Origin of the sequence: Marivita sp. GX14005 (genome assembly GCF_023370775.1) — a bacterium.
Taxonomy (GTDB): domain Bacteria; phylum Pseudomonadota; class Alphaproteobacteria; order Rhodobacterales; family Rhodobacteraceae; genus Marivita.
In genome coordinates, this window is record NZ_JAMCCQ010000001.1 from 653,098 (window position 1) to 666,877 (window position 13,780).

The 13,780-nt window shown below is 65.2% G+C and carries 14 protein-coding genes; 11 read left to right on the top strand and 3 right to left on the bottom strand.

The window, feature by feature from the left end; all coding sequences use genetic code 11:
* The first annotated feature begins 30 nt into the window (after positions 1-30).
* The 11 genes from M3465_RS03405 to M3465_RS03455 all read left to right on the top strand — a co-directional run bounded on the left by M3465_RS03405 (position 31) and on the right by M3465_RS03455 (position 10,181).
* Positions 31-849 carry an ABC transporter permease gene (locus M3465_RS03405; RefSeq protein WP_249500289.1) on the top strand — a complete coding sequence of 273 codons (819 nt, stop codon included), beginning with the start codon at positions 31-33 and terminating at the stop codon, positions 847-849.
* Entirely contained in the window at positions 846-2,168 is a 1,323-nt protein-coding gene (locus M3465_RS03410) for an NAD(P)/FAD-dependent oxidoreductase (protein ID WP_249500290.1), read from the top strand. Before M3465_RS03405 ends, M3465_RS03410 begins: the two co-directional genes overlap by 4 nt.
* A 77-nt stretch (positions 2,169-2,245) precedes the next feature.
* Positions 2,246-4,009: a dihydroxy-acid dehydratase gene (ilvD, locus tag M3465_RS03415; protein ID WP_249500291.1), complete on the top strand. Its 1,764-nt coding sequence runs from the start codon at positions 2,246-2,248 to the stop codon at positions 4,007-4,009.
* A gap of 17 nt (positions 4,010-4,026) precedes the next feature.
* Positions 4,027-4,683, top strand: a complete 657-nt coding sequence (locus M3465_RS03420) for a dihydroxy-acid dehydratase (protein ID WP_249500292.1) — start codon at positions 4,027-4,029, stop codon at positions 4,681-4,683.
* Positions 4,684-4,746: 63 nt separating this feature from the next.
* Positions 4,747-5,520 (top strand): DUF6478 family protein, encoded by a 774-nt coding sequence (locus M3465_RS03425; protein WP_249500293.1) that lies wholly within the window; start codon positions 4,747-4,749, stop codon positions 5,518-5,520.
* A gap of 10 nt (positions 5,521-5,530) precedes the next feature.
* Entirely contained in the window at positions 5,531-5,908 is a 378-nt protein-coding gene (locus M3465_RS03430) for a hypothetical protein (RefSeq protein ID WP_249500294.1), read from the top strand.
* Between the two features lie 57 nt (positions 5,909-5,965).
* A complete protein-coding gene (locus tag M3465_RS03435) occupies positions 5,966-6,880 on the top strand; it encodes a DMT family transporter (RefSeq protein WP_249500295.1) in 915 nt (304 codons plus the stop codon).
* A gap of 65 nt (positions 6,881-6,945) precedes the next feature.
* Positions 6,946-7,884 carry an acetyl-CoA carboxylase, carboxyltransferase subunit beta gene (gene accD, locus M3465_RS03440; RefSeq protein WP_249500296.1) on the top strand — a complete coding sequence of 313 codons (939 nt, stop codon included), beginning with the start codon at positions 6,946-6,948 and terminating at the stop codon, positions 7,882-7,884.
* Entirely contained in the window at positions 7,884-9,158 is a 1,275-nt protein-coding gene (locus tag M3465_RS03445; protein ID WP_249500297.1) for a bifunctional folylpolyglutamate synthase/dihydrofolate synthase, read from the top strand. The genes accD and M3465_RS03445 overlap by 1 nt, the downstream gene beginning before the upstream one ends.
* A 112-nt stretch (positions 9,159-9,270) precedes the next feature.
* A complete protein-coding gene (locus tag M3465_RS03450; RefSeq protein WP_249500298.1) occupies positions 9,271-9,816 on the top strand; it encodes a rhodanese-like domain-containing protein in 546 nt (181 codons plus the stop codon).
* Positions 9,813-10,181: a hypothetical protein gene (locus M3465_RS03455; protein ID WP_249500299.1), complete on the top strand. Its 369-nt coding sequence runs from the start codon at positions 9,813-9,815 to the stop codon at positions 10,179-10,181. Before M3465_RS03450 ends, M3465_RS03455 begins: the two co-directional genes overlap by 4 nt.
* Before the next feature lie 330 nt (positions 10,182-10,511).
* On the opposite strand, the gene zapE is transcribed toward M3465_RS03455, so the two are convergent.
* From zapE to M3465_RS03470, 3 genes are all read right to left on the bottom strand, one after another.
* Positions 10,512-11,597: a cell division protein ZapE gene (gene zapE, locus M3465_RS03460; RefSeq protein ID WP_249500300.1), complete on the bottom strand. Its 1,086-nt coding sequence runs from the start codon at positions 11,595-11,597 to the stop codon at positions 10,512-10,514.
* Between the two features lie 41 nt (positions 11,598-11,638).
* The gene (locus M3465_RS03465) at positions 11,639-11,980 is read right to left on the bottom strand and encodes a DUF2794 domain-containing protein (RefSeq protein WP_249500301.1); all 342 of its coding nucleotides are present in this window, start codon (positions 11,978-11,980) and stop codon (positions 11,639-11,641) included.
* Positions 11,981-12,111: 131 nt separating this feature from the next.
* Entirely contained in the window at positions 12,112-13,776 is a 1,665-nt protein-coding gene (locus M3465_RS03470; RefSeq protein WP_249500302.1) for a Y-family DNA polymerase, read from the bottom strand.
* Positions 13,777-13,780 lie beyond the last annotated feature (4 nt).

Consider the following 13,780-nt stretch of genomic DNA (forward strand, 5'->3'; position numbering starts at 1 on the left):
CGGGGGCAGCGCCCCCAGGAAAGGCATGTCATGAAGCGCTTCACCTGGTTCAACGCGACCGCGCTTACGCTCGGCTTCGCTTTTCTCTACGTGCCGATGATCATCCTGATCGTCTACAGCTTCAATTCCTCCAAACTGGTCACCGTCTGGGCGGGCTTCTCGACCCGCTGGTATGGCGAACTGCTCCAGAACGAGGAGTTCCTCGACGCCGCCTGGGTCACGTTGAAAGTCGCGGTGATGAGTTCGACCATTGCCACGGTGCTGGGCACAATGGCGGCGCTCGTTCTTGTCCGCGCGGGGCGCTTCGCCGGGCGCACGCTCTTTTCCGGCATGATCTATGCACCCCTCGTGATGCCCGAGGTGATTACCGGCCTGTCGCTGCTGCTACTTTTCATCGGCATCGGGCTCGAACGCGGCGTCCTGACGATCGTGCTCGCGCATACCACCTTTTCGATGTGCTATGTGTCGGTCGTCGTGTCCTCGCGTCTCGTCACGTTCGACCGTTCGCTAGAGGAAGCGGCGCTCGATCTCGGCTGTTCCCCTTTCGAGGCGTTCCGCCTCGTCACGCTGCCAATCATCGCCCCGGCGGTCATCTCCGGCTGGCTTCTCGCCTTCACCCTGTCGCTCGACGATCTGGTGATCGCCAGTTTCACCACGGGACCCTCGGCCACGACCTTGCCGATCAAGATCTTCTCGGCCGTGCGCCTTGGCGTCAGCCCCGAGATCAACGCGCTTTCGACACTGATGATCGCCGTGGTGACGGTCGGGGTCATCATTGCCTCGCTCGTCACCAAACAGGCCGCCATCAGGCAGGCCCGCGACGAACGGATGGCCGAACGCCCGGCATGAAGCGCATCTATGAGCCCGCCGCCTACCGAACGCCCGAAAAATGCTGGTGGCGCGACAGCGCGCCGCCGCGCGATCTGACGCAACTGGATACCGACCTTCAAACCGATGTCGCCATTATCGGTGGCGGGTTCACCGGGCTGAATGCCGCGCTCGGCCTGGCAGAGGCAGGGACAGGTTCGGTCGTTCTCGACGCGGCACATCCCGGTTGGGGCGCATCCGGGCGCAATGGCGGGTTCTGCTGCCTCGGCGGCGCCAAGGCGAGCCACGCCGCGATCACGCGCGCATTCGGCCGCGATCAGGCCGCCCGATGGCAGCAGGCCCAACGCGCGGCGGTGGATCACGTCGCCGCCATGCTGGGCGCGCATGACATGGATGTCGACCGCCATTCCGAGGGCGAGACCTTCCTCGCCCATTCCCCGCGCGCGATGAAAGCCGTGAACGAAGCCGCCGCCCTTGCAAGCGCCCATCACGGCGTCACCCCGCATGTGTTCGGCGCGGAGGCCCTGCCGCAACTGGGCCTCGCGGGAAAGTTTCACGGCGGGGTCACGGTGCCGATCGGCTTCGCGCTCAATCCCGGCAAATACCATGCCGGCCTTCTCGATGCGGCGCTGCGCGCCGGTGTCCGTTGTTTCGCCGGAACCGCCGCCACCGCAATCACCCGCGTCGGACAGACATGGCGGGTCACGACCGCGCAGGGAACTGTCACCGCCGGGCGGATCCTTCTGGCGACAAACGGCTATAGCTCCGAGGACGTGCCGCCTTGGCTGCGCGCACGGTATCTGCCCGTGCAATCCTCGATCATCGTGACCCGGCCGATCACGCGCGAAGAGCAGGAAAGACAGGGCTGGACCAGCGTTCAGATGTGTTACGATACCCGTGCCCTTCTGCATTATTTCCGGCTGATGCCGGACGGGCGCTTCCTTTTCGGCATGCGTGGCGGGCTGGCGGCGACGCCGGCATCGGAAAAGGCGCTTGCTCGAAAGATACGCAGCAGCTTTCATCGCCTCTTTCCCGAATGGCAGGGCATCGGCATCACGCATGAATGGTCGGGCCTTCTTTGCCTGATGCGCCGCCTGACGCCCTTTGCCGGGCCGGTCCCGGACATGCCGGGCGTCTATGCCGCACTGGGATATCACGGCAATGGCGTCGCAATGGCGAGCTATTGCGGCACCCGGATTGCGGACCAGCTTCTGGGGCGGCCCGCACAGGGGCCCTTCCCTCAATTCCTGACCGCACCGCCGCGGCGATTTCCTCTGGGCCGCTTCCGGCGGGCGCTGCTCGCGCCGGCCTATGCCGGCGCGGCGCTCATGGATGGCTGAGGGGCCCCGCGTTCATTCTTGTTAAGGCGCACCTGCTTCGTTATTGCGGTGACAAACCAGTTCCGGGGAGAACCGCCATGCTCAAGCGTCCATTCGACAAGTCGAAACTGCCCAGCCGCCACGTGACCGAAGGGCCAGAGCGCGCGCCGCACCGGTCCTATTACTACGCGATGGGCATGACCGAAGAGGAAATCCACCAGCCTCTCGTCGGCGTTGCAACCTGCTGGAACGAGGCCGCGCCCTGCAACATCGCGCTGAACCGTCAGGCGCAGGCGGTCAAGATGGGGGTGAAGCAAGGCTTCGGCACGCCGCGCGAGTTCACCACGATCACCGTCACCGACGGCATTGCCATGGGTCACGAGGGCATGCGGTCCTCCCTCGCCAGCCGCGAGGCCATTGCCGACACGGTCGAGTTGACGATGCGCGGCCATTGCTATGACGCTGTTGTCGGGCTGGCCGGGTGCGACAAGTCGCTGCCGGGGATGATGATGGCGATGGTGCGCCTCAACGTGCCGTCGGTCTTCATATATGGCGGCTCGATCCTGCCGGGCAAGGCGCCGCAGGTCGATGAGATCCCCGAGGATTTCCGCACCCGCGATCTCACCGTGCAGGATATGTTCGAAGCCGTCGGCCGGCACCAGAACAACGAGATGTCGGACAAGGCTCTGGACATGCTCGAACGCGTCGCCTGCCCCTCGGCAGGGGCCTGCGGAGGGCAGTTCACCGCCAACACGATGGCTTGCGTCTCCGAAGCCATCGGTCTGGCGCTATTCAATTCGTCGGGGATGCCCGCGCCCTATGAATCGCGCGACGCCTATGGCGAAGCGTCGGGGCGCGCGGTGATGGATCTGATCGAACAGAACATCAAGGCGCGCGATGTCGTCACCCGCAAGGCGCTGGAAAACGCCGCGCGCGTCGTGGCCTGCACTGGCGGGTCGACCAATGCCGGCCTGCATTTGCCCGCCATCGCCAACGAGGCGGGGATCGAGTTCTATCTCGAAGACGTCTGCGAGATCTTCAAGGACACGCCCTATTTCGTCGATCTCAAACCGGGAGGCACTTATGTCGCAAAGGATCTCTACGATGCGGGCGGCATCCCGGTGGTGATGAAGGAGTTGCGCAAGGCGGGGCTCATCCACGAGGATTGCATGACCGCCTCGACGCGCACCATCGGCGAAGAGCTTGACCGGATCGAGCGCGAGGCCGACGGCAAGGTGATCTATTCCATCGACACGCCGATCACCAAGACAGGCGGCGTGGTCGGCTTGAAGGGCAATCTCGCCCCCGAGGGCGCCATCGTGAAGGTTGCGGGCATTTCCGCCGAAGATCAGATTTTCACCGGCCCCGCACGCGTGTTCGAATGCGAGGAAGACGCGTTCGAAGCCGTCAAGCAGCGCGCCTACGAGGAAGGCGAGGTCATCGTCATCCGCAACGAAGGCCCCGCTGGCGGGCCGGGGATGCGCGAGATGCTGGCGACCACCGCCGCGCTCTCGGGGCAGGGCATGGGCAAGAAAGTCGCGCTGATCACCGACGGGCGCTTTTCCGGCGCCACGCGCGGTTTCTGTGTCGGCCATGTCGGCCCCGAAGCGGCGTATGGCGGTCCCATCGCCCTGCTGCAAAACGGCGACCGGATCACCATCGACGCGGTGAACGGCACGCTCAGCGTCGATCTGTCCGATGACGAACTGGCCAAGCGCAAGGCCGATTGGGCAGGCCCGCGAGAGACGCTCTACACTTCGGGTGCGATCTGGAAGTTCGCCGAACTGGTCGGGCCGACCTACAAGGGCGCGGTGACCCATCCGGGCGCCAAGGGCGAGAAGCATCAGTATTGCGACCTCTGAACGCCATCACGAAACCCTTGAGCGCCGCGCTTTTTCTCGCGGCGCTTTCGGCTTGCGACATGCCGGGTGAAACCGGCGCGCTGTCCTTGCTCGAGGATGGGGGCGACAAGAATGCGCTGGCGGCTGCCAGCCTCGCAGGGGGCGCGATCGTCCTGTCCGGGCCGGAGGGCTACTGTGTCGACGCGACCTCCCTTCGCAGCACGGCGGCGGGCGGCTTTGCAGCGATCGCAAGCTGCGCGATTCTGTCGGGCGGTCAAAGCGGGCCGCTGGTCGAACCGGCGCTCGTGACCGTCACCGTGGCCCGCGCCACGCGTGATGCGCCTTCGCCCGAGGAACTGGCGCGCGCCATGGGCGCGGAACTGCTGCGCACACGCAAGCTGAAGGCTGTCACCGCCGGCCATATGGCGAGCGGCGGGGAAAGCGCGTTTCTGAACAGCGACCCGCGTCATTGGCGCGGCACCTTCGTTCTCAACGGCAGGCTGATCGGCCTCGCGCTCTATGCGCCCAGGAACAGCCCGCTGATCGGCAACCAGGGCGCGGCCTTCCTCGACAGCGTTGCCGCGCGCATCCGCGCTAATTCGGGCAAGGCGACACCTATTGCACAACAGTCGCAGCCATCGACCGGCGATCTGGCCGCGCAATTTGATCGTTTATCCGAAGAGGGCGATCTGTAATACTTCGCGCAAACCGGCGCGCCGCAGCGCCGGAGCAAAGGGTATCGCTGGAGCGAGCAGCTCATGTCAGACATGAAACCCGGTCTTTTCGACCGTGTGATGCAGCAATCCGCGCTCAGGCGGTTTCGCCGCTGGGCGCAGACCGCGCGCACCGACGATCTGCGCAGCCTGCGCCGCAACCGCACGGCCGCGCGGCGGATGAAATACCATCTGGACGAGCTGCTGCATGTCGCCGAAAGCCGGCTTGCCCTTCCCGTGATCGGCAATCAGGCCACCCCAGTGCCGTTCGATGCGGATTGGTCGTGGCGCCCCGAAGCGTGGTGCGGCCCCCTGCCGGAACACGGTATCGCGTCGGTCCCGAGCAAGTCCATGCTGGGACGCGAGGTGACGCTGTTTCACGATTGCCAGCAATCCGAACTCACCCTGCGCCAGCTTCGCAACACCAGCGCCGAGGATCTGGCCGCCTATGGCCTTCGACTCGACGTGTTCAGCTTCGATGGCTCCTACCTGTCGCTGGTGATCGATCTGCCGCCCGAGGCCGCGCATGGGCTGAAGCGCAAGCATCTGATCCGGCTCGATGCGATTGTCGATCTCGAACGCCCGCTTGAGATCTTCGGCAGGCTCAACGTGCAGCACGGGCCCAACACCGAACAGATCGTGCGCGAACTTCCCCCGAGCGACCGCAATCTCGTGATCGAATTCGATCTGGCCTATACCAAGCTGAACGAAAAGCGTGTCGAGAAGGTCTGGATCGATCTGATCTTCGAGAACCCGGAAATGAGCCAGGTCGTTCTGCGCGATCTGTATTTCAGCCGCCGCCCGCGTGCGGAGCTTTGAGGACATCGCGATGAGTGCCTATTCCCTTTCCAAGTCCCGCTTTTGCGAAGGCGTCTGGGAAGGCGTGCTGTCCGCATCAACGGACGACGCCCCGTTGCCGGAGATCGAAGCGCGCGTGCATGACCGCGCGCTTGCCGGCGTGACTGTCGAACCGCTGGGCGATCCCGCGACATGGCGCGTCAGCGTGCCGGTCCCGGCGGACATGATCGGCGACGGTGTGCATACGGTCGTGCTGTCGGAAACAGCGCTCGGCCAGAGGCTCGGCGATTTCACGATCATCGCGGGCGATGCCGCCGGAGAGGATATCCGGGCCGAGCTTACGCTTCTGCGCGCGGAACTCGACCTGCTGAAACGCTCTTTCCGAAGGCATTGCCGCGAAACCGCCTGATTGACCTTCGAGCGGGCCGCAGGCACAGTCTGCGCGAACCCGACCTTCGGAGCCCCTATGTCACCCCTGCGCGGCATGGCGCTGAAACTCAGCGCGGTCTTTCTCTTTGTCATCATGGCGTCGCTTATCAAGGCCAGCGCCGATGTTGTGCCCGCGGGCGAAGCGGTGTTCTTCCGCTCCTTCTTTGCCATCCCGGTGATCCTGGGCTGGTTGCTGTTTCGGCGCGAACTGGCGACGGGTCTGCGCACGCGCAACCCGATGGGCCATTTCTGGCGCGGCCTGTTCGGCGTGGCCGCGATGAGTTGCGGCTTCGCGGCGCTCGGCCTTCTGCCGCTGCCGGAGGTCACCGTGCTCGGATATGCCGCGCCGATCCTCACGGTGATCTTCGCCGCGCTTCTGCTGGGCGAGCGGATCCGGCTGGTGCGCATGTCGGCTGTCATGCTGGGGCTTGGCGGGGTGGTAATCGTCATGCTGCCGCAACTCGGAAATGAAGCCCTGGGAACGGCGGCACGCTGGGGCGTGGCTCTTGTCCTGCTTTCGGCCACCTTGCGCGCGTTGGCGCATGTGCATATCCGCAAGCTCGTGCAGCACGAAACCACTTCGTCGGTCGTGTTCTATTTCGCGCTGACGGCCTCCTGCCTGTCACTCGTCACCTCGCCCTTCGGATGGGTCTGGCCCGACGCGCTGACCGCCGCGCAGCTGATCGGCGCAGGGCTTTTCGGGGGCGTGGCGCAGATCCTGCTTACCTCCTCCTACCGCCATGCCGAAGCCGCGTTCCTCGCACCGTTCGATTACGCCTCGATCCTCTTCGCGCTCATCATCGGCTACGCGATCTTCGACGAAATACCGACGCTCCACACCATCATCGGATCGGTGATCATCATCGGCGCGGGCGGGCTCATCATCTGGCGAGAGCGGCAACTGGGCGTCAAACGCGGCCCGGCACGGTCGAACCTGACGCCGCAGGGCTGATTGCAATTACCCGCCGTCCGGCATAGATCACAGCGAACGCAGCAAGGTGACGGGACCGCCATCAGATGAACTGGATCACCAATTACGTCCGCCCCAGGATCAACTCCATTTTCTCGCGCCGCGAGATCCCGGAGAACCTCTGGGTCAAATGCGACGAATGCGGCACGATGCTGTTTCACCGCGAGATGGCCGATAACCTGAATGTCTGCACCAATTGCGGCAATCACATGATGATCACCCCGCGCGACAGGTTCAAATCCCTGTTCGACGGGGGCATCTTCTCCGAGGTCAAGGTGCCCGAACCGGTGGCCGACCCGCTCCATTTCCGCGATCAGAAACGCTATCCCGAGCGGATGAAGGCGGCGCAGAAGGCGACGGGCGAGAAAGAGGCGATGCTCGTCGCGACCGGAGAGATAGGACGCACGCCCGTTGTCGCGGCGGCGCAGGATTTCAGCTTCATGGGCGGCTCCATGGGCATGTATGTCGGCAATGCCATCATCGCCGCCGCCGAAAAGGCGGTGGAGATGGGGCGCCCGCTGGTGCTGTTTTCCGCCGCTGGCGGCGCGCGGATGCAGGAGGGGATCCTGAGCCTGATGCAGATGCCGCGCACCACGGTCGCGGTGCAGATGCTCAAGGAAGCGGGCCTGCCCTATATCGTCGTTCTGACCCACCCCACGACCGGCGGCGTGACGGCGTCTTACGCGATGCTCGGCGACATCCAGATCGCCGAACCCGGCGCGCTGATCTGTTTCGCCGGCCCGCGCGTGATCGAACAGACGATCCGTGAAAAGCTCCCCGAAGGGTTCCAGCGCGCCGAATACCTGCTCGAGCACGGTATGCTGGATCGCGTCACCGACCGGCGTGCGCTGCGCGAGGAACTGGTGACGATCCTGCGCATGATGATGCACATGCCGCCCGCCGTTGCCGGGGAATTGCCCGCGCCCGCCGCGCAAACGCCGCCCGCCTCACCCGAGCCGGAGCAGGCCCCCGATCAGAAGGCCTGATGCGCGGCCCCGGCTCGGACGTCATCCTGGAACGGATGATGTCGCTCCATCCCAAGGTGATCGATCTGACGCTGGACCGTGTCGAGGCGCTGCTGGCTGCACTGGATCATCCTGAAAGGCGCTTGCCGCCGGTGATCCATATCGCCGGAACCAATGGCAAGGGGTCTACGCAGGCGATGATCCGCGCCGGGCTCGAAGCGGCGGGCCGGCGCGTTCATGCCTACACCTCCCCGCATCTGGCGCGGTTTCACGAGCGTATCCGGCTGGCCGGCGATCTGATTTCCGAAGATGCTCTGACGCGCGTTCTGGACGAGTGCTACCGCGCCAATGACGGCGCCGAGATCACGTATTTCGAAATCACCACCTGCGCCGCCTTTCTCGCCTTCGCGCGCACGCCCGCCGATTACACCTTGCTCGAAACCGGGCTTGGCGGCCGGCTCGACGCGACCAATGTGATCGACCGCCCCGCGCTTACGATTGTCACGCCCGTTTCGATGGATCACGAGAGCTACCTCGGCAACACGCTGAGCGCCATCGCGGGGGAAAAAGCCGGCATCCTCAAGCGCGGCGTGCCTTGCATCGTCGGCCCGCAAACCGCCGAGGCGCTGGACGTGATCGAAGCGCGCGCCGCCCGGCTCAGCGCGCCGCTGCTGGTGCATGGGCAGCATTGGCATGTGTTCGAGGAACGGGGCAGGCTGGTCTATGAGGACGAGACCGGGCTGCTCGACCTCGATCTTCCGAACCTGCCCGGCCCGCATCAGATCCAGAATGCAGGCATGGCCCTCGCCGCGTTGCGTCACCTAGAAATGCCCGAACCCGCCTTTGACGGTGCGGTGCGCAACGCCGACTGGCCCGGACGGCTGCAGCATTTGCGCGGCACGTCGTTGAATGCGCTGGCGCCGGGGGCCGATCTCTGGCTCGATGGCGGGCACAACCCCGCTGCCGGATGCGCTCTCGCAGCGCATCTGCACAGGTTGCCGCAACGCCCGACGCATCTGGTCTGCGGCATGTTGAACACCAAGGATGTGCGCGGCTATCTCACGCCGCTGGCCGATGTGGCGGAGAGCCTCACCGCGATATCCATCCCCGGAGAACAGAACACCCTCGGCGCGGAAGAAACCGCCGCCGCGGCGCGCGGTGTGGGAATGGCGGCGCATACCGCAGAGAGCGTCGAAGCCGCGATCGAGCGCATCGGATGCGAGGTGCCATCGGCGCGCATCCTGATCTGCGGATCACTCTATCTGGCCGGTCACGTACTGCGCATCATAGGCTGAGCCCTTCATATTGACGCATCGCGCGTGCCCCGACTATATGTCGTAAGACAACATGCCCGCGCAGATGGGCGGTCGGGGTGAACATATGGTGCCAGTATCTCGCGCAGTCGGTATGACGGCGGCTGTCCTTGCAACGCCGCTCGTGGCGCAATCGACGGCGATCACCGAAACGTCGGGCAGCTTCACCTTCGAACAGCACGGCACGGAACTCGCGATCACCCGAAGCGGCCTCTCCTGCCCGCCCTCCTGCGTTCAGCCTCTTGTGGCCGCGAACGGGGTGCAAAGCCTTGCCGAGCTGGAACTGATTGCCTTTCTCCAGATCGAGATCGGAGGCGGCACGGGATTGCTGCTCGATTTGCGGAACCCGGCCGCCTTTTCCGCCGGCGCCCTGCCCGGCGCGGTCAACGTGCCGCTCGCGACGCTGGCCCCGAGCAACCCCTACCGCAGCGATCTTTTCTCCGCCCTCGGCATCGACGGGGCCGATTTCACCAACGCGTTCACCCTTGCGCTCTATGGCGCGGGTCCGGATGATCCTGCGCCTGTCGATGCGGTCGCACGCCTTGTCGAAGCGGGCTATCCGGCGGAAAATCTCCGCTACTATCGCGGAGGCGCGTCGGGATGGGCGGCGCTCGGTCTCGATCTCGCAGTGCCGCGATGACGGACGTTCCGGCAACGCGCGGGCTGATCCGAATGGCCCTGATGGCGGTCGCCTTCGTCGCGCTGACTGTCGTTCTGATTGTGTTCCAACCCGGCGCTTCGAAACGTGGCGCGCCAAACATGGCGGAGCCTGTGGTCACGCGGGATGCCGCGCGAATGGAGACCATCGCGCCCCCAGTGCCCGATCTTTCGGCGGCGGAATCGCCTGTCCGAACGGTCGGTCCGGCCTCCATTCGAGATCTGACCTTCGACGCCATCGCTGCAGTCAAGACCGCCACCACCGGCGATGCGCCGGCCCCCGGCCAGCCCGGCAGCCTGCTTTACAGCGCGGTCCAGCGCAGCATGTCCACGCGCGCTTCGGAATGACGCTGGGGCATGGCCCAGAGCGAGCCACAACATCTATGCCAACCCGCAAAGCGTAGAAAAGTTTCCTCAAAGGCAAGCTAAATATTGACGGACGCGAATCGCTATGCGACAACAGATCAAGTTTTCGCGATTTGCCCCAAGACGCAGGCGCGAAACGGGGGACAGGATGACAAACCGGCGCTTTCAGCATCGCGGGGAACGGCAATTCCAGCCGCCGCGACATGATGGAACTCATCCCGACTCCACCCAAGACCAGACCTCCGGCGCTCCCTCGCGCCACACGCACGGCATAGCAAGGACCTGACGACAGGCAAATAACTTCGAGCAGTCTCAGAGGCCCTTCGGGGCCTCTTTTTTCATGCCGTCCGCCCAATCTTCGGACTGCATCTCGCGCAAGCGGCTGGCCGTCCGCTCGAATTCGAACGCGCCCGTTCCTTCGACGAACAGCATCTCCGGCTCGGCCGCCGCCGACGCGATCACCCGCACCCGCGCCTCGTAGAGCGCGTCGATCAGCGTCACGAAACGCCGCGCCTCGTTGAAATTCTGCCGGCTGAGGCGTGGAATATCCTCGATGATCAGCACCCGCACCGCATCGGCAAGCGCCAGATAATCGGCCGGGCCAAGCATCTTGCCGCACAGGTCATAGAACCGCGCCCGCGCCACGCCATTGTTGTAGCGCGGCAATTCCAGCGTCCGGCCCTGCACCGTCAATGTATGGCTGTCTTCCTCGCCGCCTGTCAGGTCTTGCCAGATGCGATCGATCTCGGCCTTCGCGGCGGCATTGTCAGGCGTGAAGTAAACCTGCGCGCCCGCCAGCCGGTCCTGTCGATAATCGGTATCGGCAGCAAGCTCGCGCACCACCATGCGGTCTTTCAGCATGTCGATGAAGGGCAGGAAGATCTTGCGGTTCAAGCCATCCTTGTAAAGATCGTCCGGCATCCGGTTCGACGTCGTGACAACCACCACCCCGGCAGCGAAGAGCCGCTCGAACAATCGCCCGACGATCATCGCGTCGGCGATATCGGTGATCTGCATTTCGTCGAAGGCCAGAAGCCGGACCGAGTTCGCCACCCGTTCGGCGACCGGCTTGATCGCATCCTCCACGCCCTCTTGCCGGGCGGCGTGGATGGCGGCCTGAACCTCCTGCATGAAGGCATGAAAATGCACCCGCCGCACCGGCACGTCGAGCGTGGAGACGAACAGATCCATCAGCATGGATTTGCCGCGTCCCACCCCGCCCCAGAGATAAAGCCCCTTGGGCGGCTCGGGCGGTTTGCGAAAAAGCCTTTTCTTCGGCGGCTCGGCCAGCACGGCACGGATCCGCTCGAATTCGGACAGCACCGCTTCCTGCGCGGGATCGCGCGTCAGGGAGCCATCGGCCACGCGCGCGGCATATATCTCGGGCAGCGTCTGCATGAGGGCCGATTACCGGGTTCGCGCGCGGATGTGGAGAGGCATCATTCGACCACGCGGATCAGCTTGCGCTCCAGCACGCGCAGCACGGTCTTTAGGTCATGCCCGCGCTTGAGCACCTGCCCATCCATGCCGATCACCGCATATTGCCCCTGCCGGTTGCGCAGCTTCGGGCGTTTTTCGATACGGTAAAGCGGGTTTTCCGCGGTGCGCTTGAACACCGAGAAGACCGCCACATCCCGCAGGGTGGAAATGCCGTAATCGCGCCATTCCCCGGCCGCCACCATCCGCCCGTAAAGCGAAAGGATGACGCCCAGCTCGGTCCGGTGAAAGGCCACCTGTTCAGGCGCTTGGAACGGTTTGGGAAAGGGCGTCAGGCTGTTCATATCCGATGATGTGTGCAGAACATCGATTTAATCAAGCACCTTGCTCGCGCGCTGCGCGCTTTGTGTCATTTTAGGTCCGCTCCGGCCCCATTGTTTCGCGCGCGAAACATTGGGTCACCAACGCTGACCCATTACGCAAACGCGCCCTGGCAGAACCATCCCGACGACAGCGTGCCGCCATGGGCGTAGAAGAGCCAGAGCCGGTGGCCGTCCCTGGTGATGACATCCCAGTAATCGCGCGGCCCGCTGCGCCAGGCCGGATCGTCGAGCCACCATTCGGGCGCGATGCGTTCGGGGCCGCGCAGGCTGTGGATCTCGTGATCACGCCCGCGCCAGCGGAAATGTCCGGGCAGACGCGGCACGTCGGGGGCGATCACCATTTCCGGCGGCCACATGATGAGCGGGCGCGGCAGATGGCGGGCCGGCCAAACCTTGGCCGGCTCGGACCATGCTGCCGTCACGGTCAGCGATGTCTTTTCCGGGATATGGCTGTCGGCGGGGTGCAGCCGGGTGATCGCATCCGTGCCGAGCCGCGTGCCCAGCCGCCCGATCAGCCTGTCGAGCGATTTGCCTTTCGTTCCGGCCATTCGCGCGCGGCCATCCTCGGTCGCCTCCATATGGCCGGCATAGGTGCGCAGATGGATGGGCTCATGCACCGCAGCTTCGAGCCGCATCATGTCGATGCCGTAACCGGCATCCAGATCCTCGATCCTGAGCCGCAGCAGCGGGCGGATCTGTTCGGGATCGTCGGACGGCTTGGCCAGCGTCACGCTCATCCATTGCATCGTATCATCGCAGCGATACACCTCCAGTCGCAGCGTCCGCGCGCCTTTTCCCTTGTTCCGCAACGCGGCGCAAAGGCGCGGCAGCATCCGGTCGATCGCCGCCATCACGTCATCCTCCAGCCCGATCGGATCGGGCAGACTGAGCCGCACGGCGAAGCGGTCGGGCGGCGGCGCGGCGCTGACAGGTTCGGGCACGCTGCCCAGCGCCTGATCCATGCGCGCCACCAGCCCGCGCCCGAAACGGCGCACCAGCCCCGCGCGCGGTTGCTCGACCAGATCGCGCACCCGCCGCAGGCCTAGTCGCGACAGTTGAGCCATCGAATGCGCCTCCAGCCGCAGCGCGGCGAGCGGCAGATCGGCCAGCGCGCGATAGGTCTCTCCGGGGGCGGCGATACGCATGTCGGCCTGTCCTGCCGGCACCCGCACCGCAGGGGCCGCGCCGCCGCGTTCCCAATGCCGCCGCTTGCCCGCCCGTGACCGCGTGGCGCGCGCTTCCTGATCGATGGCGTCACCATTTCGATGATGCGCGCCCTGCGCCCCGGCGAACCGCGCCAACGCCCAGGCGCAGCCCAGCGTGTCGGCGATGCCCAGCCGCACCGTCAGGCCCAGCGCGCGGCAATCTTCGTCCACCTGCCGCGCCAGCGCCTCCTCTCCGTCGAAAAGATGCGCGCAGCCGGTCAGGTCGAGCACCAGCGCATCGGGCTTTTCCTGCGCCACCCAGGGCGAGAACTTGCCCGCCCAACGATGCAGCGCGTTCAGGAACGCCGCTTCGGCATGGGGGTTCGACAGCCGGGTAAGCAGATCGGCGCTCATGGCATGGGCGTCGCGCAGCGGCTGGCCCTCGTAAAGCCCGATGGCCTCCGCCGCCTCGGAGAGCGAGGCCACGACCTGCGCCTGCCCCACATCCTTCACGACGACGAAAGGCACTTCGCCGAGATTGGGATCGCGGCGGATATGCCTCTCGGCGGCCAGCCGGGGAAACCAGATGGACAGGATACGGCGGTTGCGCATGATG

Bases quoted from the DNA above. Each gene is read 5' to 3' on its own strand.
- M3465_RS03405 (WP_249500289.1), top strand. From the start codon at position 31: ATGAAGCGCTTCACCTGGTTCAACGCGACCGCGCTTACGCTCGGCTTC.
- M3465_RS03410 (WP_249500290.1), top strand. From the start codon at position 846: ATGAAGCGCATCTATGAGCCCGCCGCCTACCGAACGCCCGAAAAATGC.
- ilvD (WP_249500291.1), top strand. From the start codon at position 2,246: ATGCTCAAGCGTCCATTCGACAAGTCGAAACTGCCCAGCCGCCACGTG.
- M3465_RS03425 (WP_249500293.1), top strand. From the start codon at position 4,747: ATGTCAGACATGAAACCCGGTCTTTTCGACCGTGTGATGCAGCAATCC.
- M3465_RS03430 (WP_249500294.1), top strand. From the start codon at position 5,531: ATGAGTGCCTATTCCCTTTCCAAGTCCCGCTTTTGCGAAGGCGTCTGG.
- M3465_RS03435 (WP_249500295.1), top strand. From the start codon at position 5,966: ATGTCACCCCTGCGCGGCATGGCGCTGAAACTCAGCGCGGTCTTTCTC.
- accD (WP_249500296.1), top strand. From the start codon at position 6,946: ATGAACTGGATCACCAATTACGTCCGCCCCAGGATCAACTCCATTTTC.
- M3465_RS03445 (WP_249500297.1), top strand. From the start codon at position 7,884: ATGCGCGGCCCCGGCTCGGACGTCATCCTGGAACGGATGATGTCGCTC.
- M3465_RS03450 (WP_249500298.1), top strand. From the start codon at position 9,271: ATGACGGCGGCTGTCCTTGCAACGCCGCTCGTGGCGCAATCGACGGCG.
- M3465_RS03455 (WP_249500299.1), top strand. From the start codon at position 9,813: ATGACGGACGTTCCGGCAACGCGCGGGCTGATCCGAATGGCCCTGATG.
- zapE (WP_249500300.1), bottom strand. From the start codon at position 11,597: ATGCAGACGCTGCCCGAGATATATGCCGCGCGCGTGGCCGATGGCTCC.
- M3465_RS03465 (WP_249500301.1), bottom strand. From the start codon at position 11,980: ATGAACAGCCTGACGCCCTTTCCCAAACCGTTCCAAGCGCCTGAACAG.
- M3465_RS03470 (WP_249500302.1), bottom strand. From the start codon at position 13,776: ATGCGCAACCGCCGTATCCTGTCCATCTGGTTTCCCCGGCTGGCCGCC.